Below are 14,245 nucleotides of genomic sequence, written 5' to 3' on the forward strand. Positions count from 1 at the left end.
TGTCCCATCGCCGCAATCAGGACTACTGCGAAGCCGTCTCCGGCTTTCGCCTAATCATGGGCGTTCCCATCTGTCGATGACATGAGGCTACGATCGTGTGACGGATCGCGGAACTGACCGCCAGTACGGATAGGCGGTGGAGCAAGCGGGAGAAGCGGAGGGAGTCCATGGCACGCGGACTAACAACCCTGACCGGGAGTCACAGTTCTCGCGCAGTCGGCATCATATCAGGGTACGTACTGAAGATCGCCCGGCAATCTGCGGCGTTGACGCAGGAGAAGCTCGCCGAGAAATTGACGGTCGATGTCTCGACCGTTCAGGGATGGGAATCTGGTCGCCGTCCGCTTTCCGCAATCAACGCTGGCGACTTTCTCCGCTTGTGCGGTCGGTTATCTCGGCTCGGTGCACCGGCATCCACCGGGCGCCATCTGCGCGAGGCAATCGAGGCCGATCAGGTGCTTTCGACCGGCATTACAGCGGGCGCGACTTGGGTCGATCCGGACAGTCATCCATTGGCTACCAGCGTCCATCGTTGGACGACCACGAACCTAATAATATGGCCTATCACCGAAAAGATGCCGCAACACCTCCACGAGTTCAGATCTTATATGCCTCGCCGTGGACCCAATCCGTCGCAGCCCACATTGGACACGGAGGAACGCAGACGCTTCTTTGATCATTTGCTTTTCGTAGCAGAGCATGCCCGAAGGGCCAATGAGGCGCTGTTACACCGACAAGCTGTCTATCTGCTTGGGTTCGACGGCAGGTCGAGGGTGGCCGACTGGCTTCGTGCGGAATGGAACCGCGCCGGCCGCCGGAAGGTCGAACCGGGAGATGTCACCGGCCTCTTGGAGGCACGCTCTTCCTCAGTTGCGCTGGCAGTCGCCGGCGACAGTACCCACCTTTACGAATTCGTCGAACAGGTGGCAGACGGGCCCGGGGAGGTAGCGAATCTCAACTACTGGGCATACTGGATCGGCGAACTCAGCAATGATCAGATCAGCGATGCGTTCATGTTGGATACCGATACGCGCTCCTGGACCGGCGCCCGGTTGCTACACCATCTCATGAACCGCCTCCAACCCGACTCACCCCACCTGCCACTGAACTTGTGTACGCTGCACGCCCTTTTTACTTCCCGACCTTCGCTCCTTCATGGACGTCCTGCCGTCCGCGCGTCACTCAACGACGTACTCGCTAGGCTCGCCTCGACCGATGACCTCGGCCGAGCCGAGCGTGACCGACTTACAGGGCTTCAGTACGCCGTGCGTACAGCCAACTACTAGAAAAGGGGACAAACCGTGCGTGACGCCGAAGCGCTCGCCGCATTCGGGTACGAACTCGGGCTGTTGAAGCGCGTCCGGCGCTCCGGCTGGTGGCACGCGGGCGTACGCGATCCGGAGTCGGTCGCCGAGCACACCATGAGGACCGCCCAGTTGGCCGCACTTATCGCCGCCGAAGAGGGTGCCGACCCCACCCGCGCATCCTTCCTCGCGCTGTGGCACGACAGTCAGGAAACGCGGACCGGCGACCTACCGCACACCGCCACCGCATATCTGACCAAGCCTGACCCGCGCGACATCACCGCCGACCAGACCGACCGGCTACCCGAGCGCAGCCGTGCGGTGGTCCGTGAGGCCGTGGATGAGTACGAGTCGCGGGACAGCCTCGAAGCGGTGTGCGCCAACGACGCCGACAAGCTGGAGATGCTGCTCCAGGCTGTCGAGTACGGCGACATCGGCGTGCGACGCGTTGACGGCTGGATCGACTCAGCTCGTAAGAGCCTGAAGACGGAGACCGCACGGCGCATCGCCGGGGCGGCGGTCAACCTGTCTCCGCTCTCGTGGCGTGAGGGGTGAGGGTGGGCAACAGTGCCTCTGAGCGCTCCGGTCAGGGCTGGAAGCGGTAGCCCATTCCCGGCTCGGTCAGCAGGTGCCGGGGACGGGACGGGTCGTCCTCCAGCTTCCGGCGCAACTGCGCCAGATACTGCCGCAGGTAGTTCGTCTCCGACTGGTACTGCGGACCCCAGACGTCGTGCAGCAGTTGACGCTGGCTGACCAGCCGGCCCGGATTGCGTACCAGGATCTCCAGCAGGTGCCACTCGGTCGGGGTGAGCCGCACCTCGGCGCCGTCGGCGGTGCGGACGGCGCGCGCGGCCAGGTCCACGGTGTGCCGGCCGATCTCCACCGCCGGCACCTCCTCCCCCGCCCCGGCCGCCCGCCGGGTCACCGCCCGGACCCGGGCCAGCAACTCGTCCACCCCGAACGGCTTGGTGACGTAGTCGTCGGCGCCGGCGTCCAGCGCCACCACCTTGTCCTGGCTGCCGGCCCGGCCGGAGAGCACGATGATCGGCACGTTCGTCCAGCCGCGCAGCCCCCGGATCACCTGCACCCCGTCCATGTCCGGCAGGCCCAGGTCGAGCACCACGAGATCGGGCCGGTGACTGGCGGCGAGCCGCAGCGCCGTCGTGCCGTCCCCGGCGACGTCCACGTCGTACCGCCGGGCCCTCAGGTTGATCCGCAGCGCCCGGAGGATCTGCGGCTCGTCGTCCACCACCAGTACCCGGGTCACCCGGCACCCTCCTCCCCCGCCACCGGCAGCCGCAGCACCATGGTCAGCCCGCCGCCGGGGGTCTCCTCCGGCTCCAGGCTGCCACCCATCGCCTCGGCGAGCCCTCGGGACAGCGCCAGCCCGAGGCCGAGCCCGGCGTGGTTGTCCCGGTCCCCCTGCCGCTGGAACGGCAGGAAGGCCCGCTCCCACTGGTCCCGGGGCAGCCCCGGTCCCCGGTCCACCACCCGCAGCTCGACGAAGCCGCCGTGCTCGCTGGCGGTGATCGCCGGTGGCCGGTCCGGCGGGCTGAACCGCAGCGCGTTGGCGACCAGGTTGACCAGGACCCGTTCCAGCAGGCCGGGGTCGGAGCGGACCGCCGGCAGGTGGGCGGGGAGGTTGACCCGGACCCGCCGGGCCGGCTCGCCGAGCTCGTCCAGGGCCGGCGGCACCACCTCCTCCAGGCCGAGCGAGGCGGGCCGCAGGCCCAGCGCTCCGACCTGGAGGCGGCTCATGTCGAGCAGGTTGGCCACCAGCCGGGTCAGCCGGTCCAGCGACTCCTCGGCGGTGGCCAGCAACTCGTCCCGGTCGGCGGGGTCGAACTCGACGTCGGCGCTGCGCAGGCTGGTCACCGCCGCCTTCGCCGAGGCGAGCGGGGTACGCAGGTCGTGGCTGACCGCCGCCAGCAGCGCCGTGCGCAGCCGGTCCGCCTCGGCGATCGGCCGGGCGGCGGCGGCCTGGGCGGCGAGCCGCTCCTGCCGCAGCGCCACGGCGGCCTGGGCGGCGAACGCCTGCACGATGCGCCGGTCGGCGGCCGGCAACACCCGCCCGCGCAGCACCAGCCGCAGGTCGTCGTCGACGCCCACCTCGGCGTCCCCGGCCGCCGGGGTGCCGCAGGGCTCGGCGCCGACGTTCGCGGCCACCCGCCAGGCGCGCGGGTCGCGTTGGGGGTCGGGGCGCTCGGGCGCGTCCGGGGAGCGTTCCAGCAGGGTCACCGAGACGAGTCCGAACGTCTCCCGCAGCCGCTCCAGCAGCGCCGTCAACGGCCGGGCGCCGCGGACGACGCTGCCGGCGACCGCGCCGAGCAACTGGGCCTCCGCGCTGGCCCGGACCGCCTCCCGGGTACGCCGGGCGGCCAGGTCCACCACCCCGCTCACCGCCGCCGCGACGAGCACGAAGACCACCAGGGCGAGCACGTTCTCGGTGTCGGCGACGGTGAGCCCGTACAGCGGCGGGGTGAAGAAGTAGTTGATCAGCAGCGAGCTGAGCAGGGCGGCGAGCAGCGCCGGCCACCAGCCCCCGACCAGGGCGATCCCGACCACGGCGGCGAGGAAGAGCAGCAGGTCGCTGCCGAGCGAGAGCCCGTCGGCGAGGAGCCGGAGCAGGTAGGTCAGCAGCGGGATGCCGAGCACCGTCAGCCCGAACCCGATCAGCCGGCGCCGCCGGGAGAGCGCGGCCGGCGGCGCGGCCGGCCGGCCCCGGCCGGCCTGTTCGTGGGTGACCAGGTGTACGTCGATCGGCCCGGAGAGCGCCGTGGTGGTGGTCCCGACGCCTCGGGAGAGGATCTGGGCGAACCGGCCCCGCCGGCTGGCGCCGAGGACGATCTGGGTGGCGTTGACGCCCCGGGCGAAGTCGAGCAGCGCCGCCGGGACGTCGGCGCCGACCGCCTGGTGGTAGGTGCCGCCGAGCTGTTCCACCAGGATCCGCTGCCGGTCCAGGGCGGCCGGGTCGGCACCGCGCAGCCCGTCGCTGCGGGCCACGTGGATCGCCATCAGCTCGGCGCTCCTGCTCCGGGCCGCGATCCGGGCCGCCCGGCGGATCAGCGTCGCACCCTCCGGCCCTCCGGTGAGCCCGACCACCACCCGTTCCCGGGTCTCCCAGGGCACCGAGATGCCCTGGTCGGCCCGGTACCGGTCGAGCTGGTCCTCCACCTTGTCGGCGAGCCAGAGCAGGGCGAGTTCGCGCAGCGCGGTGAGGTTGCCGACCCGGAAGTAGTTGGCCAGCGCCGCATCGATCTTGTCCGGGTGGTAGATGTTGCCGTGCGCCATCCGCCGGCGCAGCGCCTCCGGGGTCATGTCGACCAGCTCGACCTGTTCGGCGCCGCGTACCACGCCGTCCGGCACGGTCTCCCGCTGTGCGATCCCGGTGATCTGCTCGACGACGTCGTTCAGCGACTCCAGGTGCTGAACGTTGACGGTGGAGAGCACGTCGATGCCGGCGTCGAGCAGCTCCTGGATGTCCTGCCAGCGCTTGCCGTTGCGCGTGCCGGGCACGTTGGTGTGGGCCAGCTCGTCCACCACCGCGACCTCCGGCCGACGGGCCAGCACCGCGTCGACGTCCAGCTCGGTGAAGTCGGTGTCCCGGTAGCGGATCGTCCGGCGGGGCAGCACCGGCAGGTCGCCGAGCATCGCCGCGGTCTGCGGGCGGCCGTGGGTCTCGACGAGACCCACCAGCACGTCCGTGCCGCGCGCCGCCCGGCGGTGCGCCTCCTCCAGCATCGCGTACGTCTTGCCGACGCCCGGGGCGGCCCCGAGATAGATGCGCAGTTGCCCGCGTGCCACCGTGCCGATCCTGCCTTATCTGTCGGGGCCACCCGTGGCCGATCAGCCGCCGACCGGGAAGGCGCGGTCCAGGGCGAGGTTGAGTTCCAGCACGTTGACCCGGGGCTCGCCGAGGAAGCCGAGCCCTCTCCCCTCGGTGTGCGCGGCGACCAGCCGCCGTACGTCGTCGGGGCTGGCCTGCCGCTCCCGGGCGACCCGGTGCACCTGGATCTCCGCGTACGCCGGGCTGATGTGCGGGTCGAGGCCGCTGGCGCTGGCGGTGACCGCGTCGGCCGGCACCGCCGGTGCGGCGGGCGTGTCGGCCGGCACCGCCGGTGCGGCGGGCGTGTCGCCCCGGACCGGGGTGACCACCCCGCCGGAGTAGTCCCCGCCCGGCACGGCGCACTCGACGGAGACCCCGCCGAAGGTGCCGACGAACGGGGTGGCCGGGCAGGCCTGGTTGACACTCACCGCCCGGGTCACCGGCCCGGTCAGGCCGTCGCGGTGGAAGACCCGCAGCACCGCACCGACCCCGTCCGGTGTGCAGTACGGTCGGCTGCCGTCCACCCCGTCCAGCTCACCGACAGCCCGGCTGCGGGCGCAGACCTGGGTGAGCAGGCTCTGCGTACCCTCGTCGGGGTTGCCCCCGGCGTCGACCGCGCCGGGCACCGGCAGGATGTCCTCGACGCTCTCCGGGCCGAGGTTGCTGGCCGAGGTCGAGGTGGGGTCGTAGCCGTCGCCGGCGGCGGAGGGGCGGGACTGGAAGTACCGCGGGACGGGGTTGCCGTCCGCGTCGGTGAAGGACTGGCCGATCAGCCGGCTGCCGACGACGGTGCCGTCGGCGGCGCGGACGAGCGAGCCCCCGGCCCGGTCGTGCAGGCCGGGCAGGTGCCCGACCCCGACCATGACCAGCGGGTAGGCCAGCCCGAGCAGCGCGGTGAGGACGAGTACGGCCCGGAACGCGGCCAGGTGTTGGGCGAGCCAGGTGGGTAGGCGCATCACGAGATCCCTGGAACGAGCGAGATGAGGAGATCGAGAATCTTGATCCCGGCGAAGGGCGCGACGACCCCGCCGAGGCCGTACACCCAGAGGTTGCGGGTGAGCAGCGTGCTGGCGCTGCCGGGCCGGTAGCGCACGCCGCGCAGGGCGAGCGGGATCAGTACCACGATGATGACCGCGTTGAAGACCACCGCGGCGAGGATCGCCGAGGCGGGACTGGAGAGCCGCATGACGTTGAGCGCGTCCAGGCCCGGGTAGATCCCGGCGAAGATCGCCGGGATGATCGCGAAGTACTTGGCGATGTCGTTGGCGATCGAGAAGGTCGTCAACGCACCCCGGGTGATCAGCAACTGCTTGCCGATCTCCACGATCTCGATCAGCTTGGTCGGGTCGGAGTCGAGGTCGACCATGTTGCCGGCCTCCTTGGCGGCGGTGGTGCCGGTGTTCATCGCCACCCCGACGTCCGCCTGGGCCAGTGCCGGCGCGTCGTTGGTGCCGTCGCCGGTCATCGCGACCAGCCGGCCGCCCTCCTGCTCCCGCCTGATCAGCGCGAGCTTCTCCTCCGGGGTGGCCTCGGCGAGGACGTCGTCCACCCCGGCCTCGTCCGCGATCGCCTTCGCGGTACGCGGGTTGTCGCCGGTGATCATCACGGTCCGGATCCCCATCCGGCGCATCTCGTCGAACCGCTCCCGCATGCCGGACTTGACCACGTCCTTGAGGTGGATCACCCCGAGGGCGCGGGCCGGCTCGCCGTCGACCTGCTCGGCGACGACCAGCGGGGTGCCCCCGCCGCCGCTGATCCCGTCGACGACCTCCCCGACCTGCCCGGTCGGGTGCCCGCCGTTGTCCCGTACCCACTTCATGACCGCTGCCGCGGCGCCCTTGCGGAGCCGCCGGGCCGGGCCGGCGGGACCGCCGTCCACGGTGGCCTGCGGGGCCAGGTCGACCCCGGACATCCGGGTCTGTGCGGTGAACGGGACGTGGCGATCCCCGCCGTGCCGGCCGGCGCCGAAGTCGCTGCCGGCCAGACCGGGGCGCTCGCGCAGGCCGTACGCCGTCTTGGCCAGCACCACGACCGAGCGGCCCTCCGGCGTCTCGTCGGCGAGGCTGGCGAGCTGGGCCGCGTCCGCGACCTGCTCGGCGGTGACCCCGGCCACCGGGACGAACTCCGCCGCCTGCCGGTTGCCGAGCGTGATGGTGCCGGTCTTGTCGAGCAGCAGCGTGGTGACGTCGCCGGCCGCCTCGACGGCGCGGCCGCTCATGGCCAGCACGTTGCGCTGCACGAGGCGGTCCATCCCGGCGATGCCGATCGCCGAGAGCAGCGCCCCGATGGTGGTCGGGATCAGGCAGACCAGCAGCGAGACCAGCACGATCCCGGTCACCCCGTCCGCGTCGACCGCCGTGGTGTCCGGCGCCGCGCCCTGGAAGTCCTTGGCGAAGATCGCCAGCGGCTGGAGCGTCACCACCGCGACCAGGAAGATGACGGTCAGCGCGGCGAGCAGGATGTTCAGCGCGATCTCGTTCGGGGTCTTCTGCCGGTTGGCCCCCTCCACCAGTGCGATCATCCGGTCGACGAAGCTCTGACCCGGCTGCTGGGTGACCCGCACGACGATGCGGTCGGAGAGCACCTTCGTGCCGCCGGTGACGGCGCTGCGGTCCCCGCCGGACTCCCGGATCACCGGGGCGGACTCGCCGGTGATGGCCGACTCGTCCACGCTGGCGATCCCCTCGACCACGTCGCCGTCGCCGGGAATGATCTGCCCCGCCTCGACCAGCACGATGTCGCCGTACCGCAGCTCGGTGGCGGCGACCGCCTCCGCCCGGCACCCGGTGGCGGCGACCGCCTCCTCGCGGTGGCCGCCCGGCCCGGCCCCCGGCGACCAGCCGGTGAGCCGGGTCGCGACGGTGTCGCGCTTCGCCTGACGCAGCGTCGCCGCCTGCGCCTTTCCCCGTCCCTCGGCGACCGCCTCGGCCAGGTTGGCGAAGAGGACGGTCAGCCAGAGCCACACGGTGATCGCCCAGGCGAGGCCGGTCGGCTCCGCGACGGCGAGCACGGTGGTGAAGACCGCGCCGACCTCCACGATCAGCATGACCGGGTTGCGCCACAGCGTCGCCGGGTTGAGCTTGCGGGCCGCCTCCGGCAGCGAGCGGAGCAGGTGCCGGGGATCCCACAGCCCGCCGCCGACCGGGCCACCGCGCCCGGGGCCGGCGGAGGGGAACCCGCCGGAGGGGGCGGGCACCGCCGGGCTGACAGTCATCGTGCTCGTCCTCACCATGTCGTAAAGAACTCTCACGGCGCTCACAACCCCTCGGCGAGTGGGCCGAGCGCCAGGGCGGGCAGGAAGGTGAGCGCCACCAGCACCACCGCCACGCCGGTGAGCATCCCGACGAAGAGCGGCCGGTGGGTCGGCAGCGTTCCCGCCGACGCGGGCACCGGATTCTGCCGGGCCAGCGCACCGGCCAGACCGAGCACCAGGATGATCGGCAGGAACCGGCCGAGCAGCATGCAGAGCCCGAGCGCCACGTCCCACCACGGGGTGTTCACGGTGATGCCGGCGAACGCCGACCCGTTGTTGTTGCTGGCCGAGGTGAAGGCGTAGAGCACCTCGGAGAGGGCGTGCGGGCCGACGTTGAGCGCCGTGGCGTTGTTGCCGGTGGCGAAGGCCGCCGCCGTGCCGACCAGGACCAGCAGCGGGGTGGTCAGGAAGTAGAGGGAGGCGAATTTGATCTCCCGTGCGCCGATTTTCTTGCCGACGTACTCCGGGGTCCGGCCGACCATCAGGCCGGCCACGAAGACCGTGATCACCGCGAGGACGAGCATGCCGTACAGGCCGGCGCCGACGCCGCCCGGCGCCACCTCGCCGAGCATCATGTTGACCATCGGCATCATCCCGCCCAGCGCCGTGTAGGAGTCGTGGAACGAGTTCACCGAGCCGGTCGAGGTGAGCGTGGTGATCGCGGCGAAGGAGGCCGACTGGGAGACCCCGAACCGGGTCTCCTTGCCCTCCATCGCCGCGCCGACCGCCTGCGGCACGGTGCCGGCGCCGGTCAACTCGAAGACGTTGGTCAGGGTGATGCCGGCGATCGCCAGGATCGCCATCACGGCGACGATCGCGTAGCCCTGCCGGTTCTGCCCGACCATCCGGCCGAAAACCCGGGGCAGGCTGAACGGGATCAGCAGGATCAGGAAGAGCTCGAACCAGTTGGTCCAGGTCGTCGGGTTCTCGAACGGGTGGGAGCTGTTGACGTTGTAGAAGCCGCCGCCGTTGGTGCCGAGTTCTTTGATCACTTCCTGCGAGGCGACCGGGCCACCGGTGATCGTCTGGGTGCCGCCGGTCACCGTGCCGACGTCGGTGCCGCCGGAGAGGTTCTGCACCACCCCGCCGATCATGAGCACGAGGGCGCCGAGCAGCGCGATCGGCAGCAGCACCCGCAGGATGATCCGGACCAGATCGACGAAGAAGTTGCCGAGCCGGTCGGTACGGCTACGGGCGAAGCCCCGGGCCAGGGCCACCGCGATCGCGATGCCGACCGAGGCGGAGGCGAAGTTCTGTACGGCGAGCCCGGCCATCTGCACCAGATGACCCATGGTCGACTCACCCGGGTACGCCTGCCAGTTCGTGTTCGTCACGAAGCTGACGGCGGTGTTCCAGGCGAGGTGGTCGGGCACCGCCTCGAAGCCCAGCGAGAGCCAGAGCCGGTCCTGCAGGCGCAGGAACGCGTAGAGGAAGAGGATCGAGACGAGGGAGAAGGCCAGTACGCTGCGCGCGTACGTGCCCCAGGACTGTTCGGCGTGCGGGTTCACGCCGACCAGCCGGTAGATGCCCCGCTCCACCCGGGAGTGCCGGGTGCCGGTCACCACCCGGTAGAGGTGGTCCCCGAAGGGCCTGTGCACCGCCACCAGCGCCACGGCGAGCGTGCCGAGCAGGACGATGCCCGCGGTAGTCGTACTCATTCAGAAACGCTCCGGCTCATCTAGAAACGCTCCGGAAAAAGCAGGGCGGCGAGCAGGAAGACGGCGAGCCCGGCCGAGAGCACCAGGCCGACGAGGTTGACCACGCTCACAGTCGCTCCACCGCCCGGGCGACCAGGGCCAGGGCCGCGAAGAGCCCCAGCGTCAGCAGCACCAACACGACGTCGATCACACCAACGTCCTCTCCAGCGCAGATGTCCGGGCGCCCGTTCTCGGCCGCCTGACCTATCGAAGCCCGCGGCGGGCACGGAAGTGGCCGGTTCTGACGGTCCGGCTACGCCCCGGGCCGGCTTCTTGACGTCCTCTTGACGCCTGACCAGCGGGTTTCCCGGCGGCCGTGCCGGGTAGCCCTCGCCGGGAGCCACACGGGGAGGGTGCGGGATGCCGGAATCGGACGCCTGGGTACACGAGGCCACCGCGACCGCCGAGGGGGGCCGGCTGCATACCGACGACGGCGAACTCTCCACCACGCTGGCATCACCGTTGGCGCCGCACTGCACCGGGCTCGCCCCCGAGCAGTTGCTCGCGGCGGCGTTCGCCTCCTGCCTGCACCACGCGGCGGTCGAGGCGGCGACCGGCATCACCGACGAGGCGCACACCGTCCAGGTGCGGGCCGAGGCCCGGCTGGCCCGGGACGCCGACGGGCTCTACCGGGCGGACGTACGGGCCAGCATCGCCTCGGCCGGCCTGAACCGGGACCAGCTCACGGACCTGGCCCGGTATGCCGACCGGCTCTGGCCGTTCTCCAGCGACGGCAGCCGGCACACCCTCACCGTCGGCCCGGCGGAGCCCCGCAGCCACTGACCGGATCCACGTCACCGACCGGAGCCCTGTCACCGAGCGGAGCCCTGCCCACCGGCCCGTCCGGAATCACGGCCGGTACGGAATCAGCGGAAGCCTGCCGTCACGGCCCGGTGGTCGCTGGCCGGGGTGTGCAGGACCCGGGCGTACGCCGCGGTGAGCCCGCGGTAGAGCACATGGTCGGGCCGGGTCACCGGCATCGCGGCGGGCCAGGTGAAGCCGGGGCCCCGCCCCGCGTCGGCCTGTGCGTCGCGCAGCAGCTCGGTCAGGGGCTCGAGCATGCGGTCGGTGGTGGCGGTGTTGAGGTCGCCGAGCACGATCAGCCGCTCGGCCCGGTCCTGCCGGATCTGGTCGGCGAGCGTGGCCACCGTGCGGTCCCGGGTGCCGGTGTCCCCGGCCCGGGCCGAGCCGAGATGGACGACGTAGACGACCACGTCCCCGCCGGGCGCCGCCACCACGGCCCGCAGGGCGCGGGTCCAGGCCAGCCCGGTGTCCACGCCGACGTCCTCCCTGATCGGAAACCTGCTCCAGAGCGCGACCGTGGAGACCGCGGCCCGGTGGGGATAGTGCTCGACCAGCGCCCCCGCGACCGGCTCCCGGGTGTCGCCGGAGATCTCCTGCAGGGCGATCAGGTCGGGCCCGGTCTCGGCCAGGCTGGCCACCGTCGCCGCCGGGTCCGGATTGCCGGCACGCAGGTTCTGGCTCGCCACCCGCAGCCGCACCGACCCGCCGCCGCCGTCGGGCAGCCACGCGGTGCCGAACAGCGCCACCCAGAGCAGGGCCGGCACCAGCACGGCGGCCAGCGCGATCCAGGACCGACGCAGCAGGGCCGCCAGCCCGAGCAGCGGCACGCCGAGGCCGAGGAAGGGTGCCGCGCTGTCCACCAGGCTGCCCAGGCCGCGCACGTTGGGGATCAGCCGGTGGCCGGCGATCAGCGCGGTCAGCAGGGCGACGGCGATCAGGAACGGCCAGCCACGGCGCCACGCCCACCCGGACGACCCGCCATCCGTAGCCTTGATCTTGCTTTCCGCCACCGGAAGAATCGTATCGGAGCGGGTGGCGCCGGGCGCCGACGATCAGCCCGCCAGGGCCCTCGATCATCCGGGGCCAGCTCCCCCGACCATTCGGGCCGGATCCCTCGATCATCCCGGCGCCAGCGCCCCCGACCATTCGGGCCAGGTCCGGATCGGTCCGACCGTCCGGGACGAACTGGACCGAACGACGGAACCGGACGATCTTCGGACCTAGGGCAATTGCCGGAGGCGAACTGTCCCCGCCCGGCACGTCCGGAGGAACAAGACGGACATGCCCGATCGGCCCGGTCCCGGCACGGTCGGCCGGAGCTGCCGGCGCCTGACCGGTTGACCAGGCAAAAGTGTGGCGTAGGCCACCAATCCGACCCGCCCCATTCAGCTCGGCGTTACCTAACCTCGGCGGGTGCATCACAGGGAACAAGCAGATCGCGGCCAGGACACCGGAGCGCAGGCTGACCGTTCGGCGGATACCAGCTCCACCGAGAAGGTAACCGGACGTCACCGGGCCCCCGAGCGACGCCGGCTGGCGCGCACCCGGGCACTGCTCTCCGGCACCCCGTTCCGGATCGGTTCGGTCGCGACGGTGGTCTGCTGCCTCGGCGCGGTGGCCTTCGTCGAGTCCCGGGCCGCGACCACCGCCCCGATCGAACCGACGCCGGCCAGCCTGCTCGCCGAACGCGCCGCCGAGGCCGAACGCCAGCCGGCGTCCCGGGCGACCGCACGGGCACCCGAGCCCACGCCGACCAGCACCCCCACCCCCACGGCCGTACCAGGCACGCCGGCCGCCGAGCCGACAACGGCCCGGACCACGGTCGCCCGGGCCAGCAGGACGCCGGCCCGGCCGACCCCGGTGGCCGGGCTCACCCAGGCGCAGATGGACAACGCCCACACGATCGTCCAGGTCGGGGTGCGGATGGAGATCCCACGCCGAGGGCTGGTGGTCGCCATCGCCACCGCCATGCAGGAGAGCAACCTCTACAACCTGGCCAGCGGCGTGCTGCCCGAGTCGCTCGACCAGCCGAACCAGGGCGTCGGTTACGACCACGACTCCGTCGGGCTCTTCCAGCAGCGCCCGAGTTCCGGCTGGGGCAGCGTCGCCGACCTGATGCGCCCGGCGTACGCGGCCGAGCAGTTCTACTCGGCGCTGCTCGAGATAGCCGGATGGCAGGAGATGGGCGTGACCGCCGCCGCCCAGTCGGTGCAGATCTCCGCCTTCCCCGACGCGTACGCCCAGCACGAGCAGCGGGCGACGACGGTGGTCGGCGCGCTCGTCTGAGCGGATCGGCGACCCGGAACGCGGCGCGGATGGTCGGCGACCGCCGCGGGTGGTCGGCGACCCCTCACCGCCGCTTGGGCAGCACCACGATCTGGCCGAAGAACTCGTCGATCCGCCGGACCACGTCGTTGAAGTCGTCGAGGTCGATGGGCTTCGTGACGTACGCGTTCGCCCGCAGGTTGTAGCTGCCCAGGACGTCGTTGTCGGCGTTGGATGTGGTGAGGACGACGATGGGGATGGTCCGCAGGTCGTCGTCGCTCTTGACCCTGTCGAGCACCTGCCGACCGTCCATCCGGGGCATGTTCAGGTCCAGCAGGATCATGTCCGGCCGGGAAGCCTTGCGGTGCCGCCCCTCGCGGTGGAGGAACTCCATCGCCTCCTCGCCGTCGCCGACCACGTCGATCGACTTGGGTATCCCCGAGCCGACCAGCGCCTCCTCGATCATCAGAACGTCACCCGGGTCGTCGTCGACGACCAGGATCCGTACGGGGTTCGGCTCGGCTGCGTCCACGGCATACCCGCCTCTGGTTGATGGGATGGTACGGAGCGTACCCGCGTCACCAGCGCTCCGAGGTCTCCGGCAGGTTGCCGACCGTCGACGCGGCGCGCGAACTTCAACGGGTCATCGGTCCTTCACGGGGGCGGGGTCGTGCCGCTCCCGGTCGAAGTGGAGCAGTTCGTCGAGGCCGCTGATCCGCAGCACCCGCTCGACCCGCCCCGTCGCACCGGTCAACCGGAGCCAGCCGCCCCGCGAGCCGGCCTGGTCGTCTCCGCGCACGAAGGCGGCCAGACCGCTGGAGTCGCAGAAGCTCAGCTCCGCGAGATCGACGAGCAGCCGCCGGTGCCCGGCGTCGAGCAACTTGTCGATCTCGGCGCTGAGCTCCGGGGCGGTAGTGATGTCGAGCTCACCGCCCAGGTGGAGGCGCACGAGTTCCGCGTGCACCACATGCCTGACGGTGAAGACCACGCCCGCCTCCGTGCGATTTACCAGCCGATACTTGCAGTCAGGCAAGTATACGCAGCGGCTTGATCGACATCGAGAGCCGGTGCGGTGGATCGCGACGGCGGTGGCGCG

General features: G+C 71.5%; 13 protein-coding genes. 4 read left to right on the top strand and 9 right to left on the bottom strand.

Annotated elements, in window-relative coordinates; translation table 11 throughout:
• Nucleotides 1-167: 167 nt before the first annotated feature.
• Together ACN27G_RS13225 and ACN27G_RS13230 are read left to right on the top strand one after the other, a co-directional pair.
• Nucleotides 168-1,286, top strand: a complete 1,119-nt coding sequence (locus ACN27G_RS13225; protein WP_421493097.1) for a helix-turn-helix domain-containing protein — start codon at nucleotides 168-170, stop codon at nucleotides 1,284-1,286.
• A 15-nt stretch (nucleotides 1,287-1,301) separates the two neighbouring features.
• Nucleotides 1,302-1,859 carry an HD domain-containing protein gene (locus ACN27G_RS13230; RefSeq protein ID WP_421493098.1) on the top strand — a complete coding sequence of 186 codons (558 nt, stop codon included), beginning with the start codon at nucleotides 1,302-1,304 and terminating at the stop codon, nucleotides 1,857-1,859.
• 31 nt (nucleotides 1,860-1,890) lie between these two features.
• Here the strand turns inward: ACN27G_RS13230 and ACN27G_RS13235 are convergent, their stop codons facing one another.
• Genes ACN27G_RS13235 through kdpF form a run of 6 tightly spaced genes read right to left on the bottom strand, consistent with a single transcriptional unit; the run spans nucleotide 1,891 to nucleotide 10,151 of the window.
• The gene (locus ACN27G_RS13235; RefSeq protein ID WP_421493099.1) at nucleotides 1,891-2,571 is read right to left on the bottom strand and encodes a response regulator; all 681 of its coding nucleotides are present in this window, start codon (nucleotides 2,569-2,571) and stop codon (nucleotides 1,891-1,893) included.
• Nucleotides 2,568-5,108, bottom strand: coding sequence for a DUF4118 domain-containing protein (locus ACN27G_RS13240; protein ID WP_421493100.1), 2,541 nt, complete (start codon nucleotides 5,106-5,108; stop codon nucleotides 2,568-2,570). Before ACN27G_RS13240 ends, ACN27G_RS13235 begins: the two co-directional genes overlap by 4 nt.
• A 42-nt stretch (nucleotides 5,109-5,150) precedes the next feature.
• Nucleotides 5,151-6,086, bottom strand: a complete 936-nt coding sequence (locus ACN27G_RS13245; RefSeq protein WP_421493101.1) for a potassium-transporting ATPase subunit C — start codon at nucleotides 6,084-6,086, stop codon at nucleotides 5,151-5,153.
• A complete protein-coding gene (kdpB, locus tag ACN27G_RS13250) occupies nucleotides 6,086-8,344 on the bottom strand; it encodes a potassium-transporting ATPase subunit KdpB (protein ID WP_421493102.1) in 2,259 nt (752 codons plus the stop codon). Before kdpB ends, ACN27G_RS13245 begins: the two co-directional genes overlap by 1 nt.
• A 41-nt stretch (nucleotides 8,345-8,385) precedes the next feature.
• Nucleotides 8,386-10,041, bottom strand: coding sequence for a potassium-transporting ATPase subunit KdpA (gene kdpA / locus ACN27G_RS13255; protein WP_421493103.1), 1,656 nt, complete (start codon nucleotides 10,039-10,041; stop codon nucleotides 8,386-8,388).
• Between the two features lie 20 nt (nucleotides 10,042-10,061).
• Nucleotides 10,062-10,151 carry a K(+)-transporting ATPase subunit F gene (gene kdpF, locus ACN27G_RS13260; RefSeq protein ID WP_421493104.1) on the bottom strand — a complete coding sequence of 30 codons (90 nt, stop codon included), beginning with the start codon at nucleotides 10,149-10,151 and terminating at the stop codon, nucleotides 10,062-10,064.
• A 289-nt stretch (nucleotides 10,152-10,440) separates the two neighbouring features.
• On the opposite strand from kdpF, the gene ACN27G_RS13265 reads away from it, so the two are divergent.
• Entirely contained in the window at nucleotides 10,441-10,863 is a 423-nt protein-coding gene (locus ACN27G_RS13265) for an OsmC family protein (protein ID WP_421493105.1), read from the top strand.
• 83 nt (nucleotides 10,864-10,946) lie between these two features.
• Here ACN27G_RS13265 and ACN27G_RS13270 read toward each other — a convergent pair whose 3' ends face one another.
• Nucleotides 10,947-11,894 (bottom strand): endonuclease/exonuclease/phosphatase family protein, encoded by a 948-nt coding sequence (locus ACN27G_RS13270; RefSeq protein ID WP_421493106.1) that lies wholly within the window; start codon nucleotides 11,892-11,894, stop codon nucleotides 10,947-10,949.
• Nucleotides 11,895-12,297: 403 nt separating this feature from the next.
• On the opposite strand from ACN27G_RS13270, the gene ACN27G_RS13275 reads away from it, so the two are divergent.
• A complete protein-coding gene (locus ACN27G_RS13275) occupies nucleotides 12,298-13,170 on the top strand; it encodes a hypothetical protein (protein ID WP_421493107.1) in 873 nt (290 codons plus the stop codon).
• Nucleotides 13,171-13,234: 64 nt separating this feature from the next.
• Here ACN27G_RS13275 and ACN27G_RS13280 read toward each other — a convergent pair whose 3' ends face one another.
• Both ACN27G_RS13280 and ACN27G_RS13285 read right to left on the bottom strand, forming a co-directional pair.
• Nucleotides 13,235-13,681 (bottom strand): response regulator, encoded by a 447-nt coding sequence (locus ACN27G_RS13280; RefSeq protein WP_421493108.1) that lies wholly within the window; start codon nucleotides 13,679-13,681, stop codon nucleotides 13,235-13,237.
• A 111-nt stretch (nucleotides 13,682-13,792) separates the two neighbouring features.
• Nucleotides 13,793-14,137, bottom strand: coding sequence for an STAS domain-containing protein (locus ACN27G_RS13285; RefSeq protein WP_421493109.1), 345 nt, complete (start codon nucleotides 14,135-14,137; stop codon nucleotides 13,793-13,795).
• Between the last annotated feature and the right edge of the window lie 108 nt (nucleotides 14,138-14,245).

It is taken from the genome of Plantactinospora sp. WMMB334, from assembly GCF_049179095.1.
In the GTDB taxonomy this organism is placed as follows: Bacteria; Actinomycetota; Actinomycetes; order Mycobacteriales; family Micromonosporaceae; genus Plantactinospora.

Excerpts from the sequence above, each read along its gene's own strand:
- ACN27G_RS13265 (WP_421493105.1), top strand. The coding sequence starts at position 10,441 with ATGCCGGAATCGGACGCCTGGGTACACGAGGCCACCGCGACCGCCGAG.
- kdpB (WP_421493102.1), bottom strand. The coding sequence starts at position 8,344 with ATGACTGTCAGCCCGGCGGTGCCCGCCCCCTCCGGCGGGTTCCCCTCC.
- ACN27G_RS13225 (WP_421493097.1), top strand. The coding sequence starts at position 168 with ATGGCACGCGGACTAACAACCCTGACCGGGAGTCACAGTTCTCGCGCA.
- ACN27G_RS13245 (WP_421493101.1), bottom strand. The coding sequence starts at position 6,086 with ATGCGCCTACCCACCTGGCTCGCCCAACACCTGGCCGCGTTCCGGGCC.
- kdpA (WP_421493103.1), bottom strand. The coding sequence starts at position 10,041 with ATGAGTACGACTACCGCGGGCATCGTCCTGCTCGGCACGCTCGCCGTG.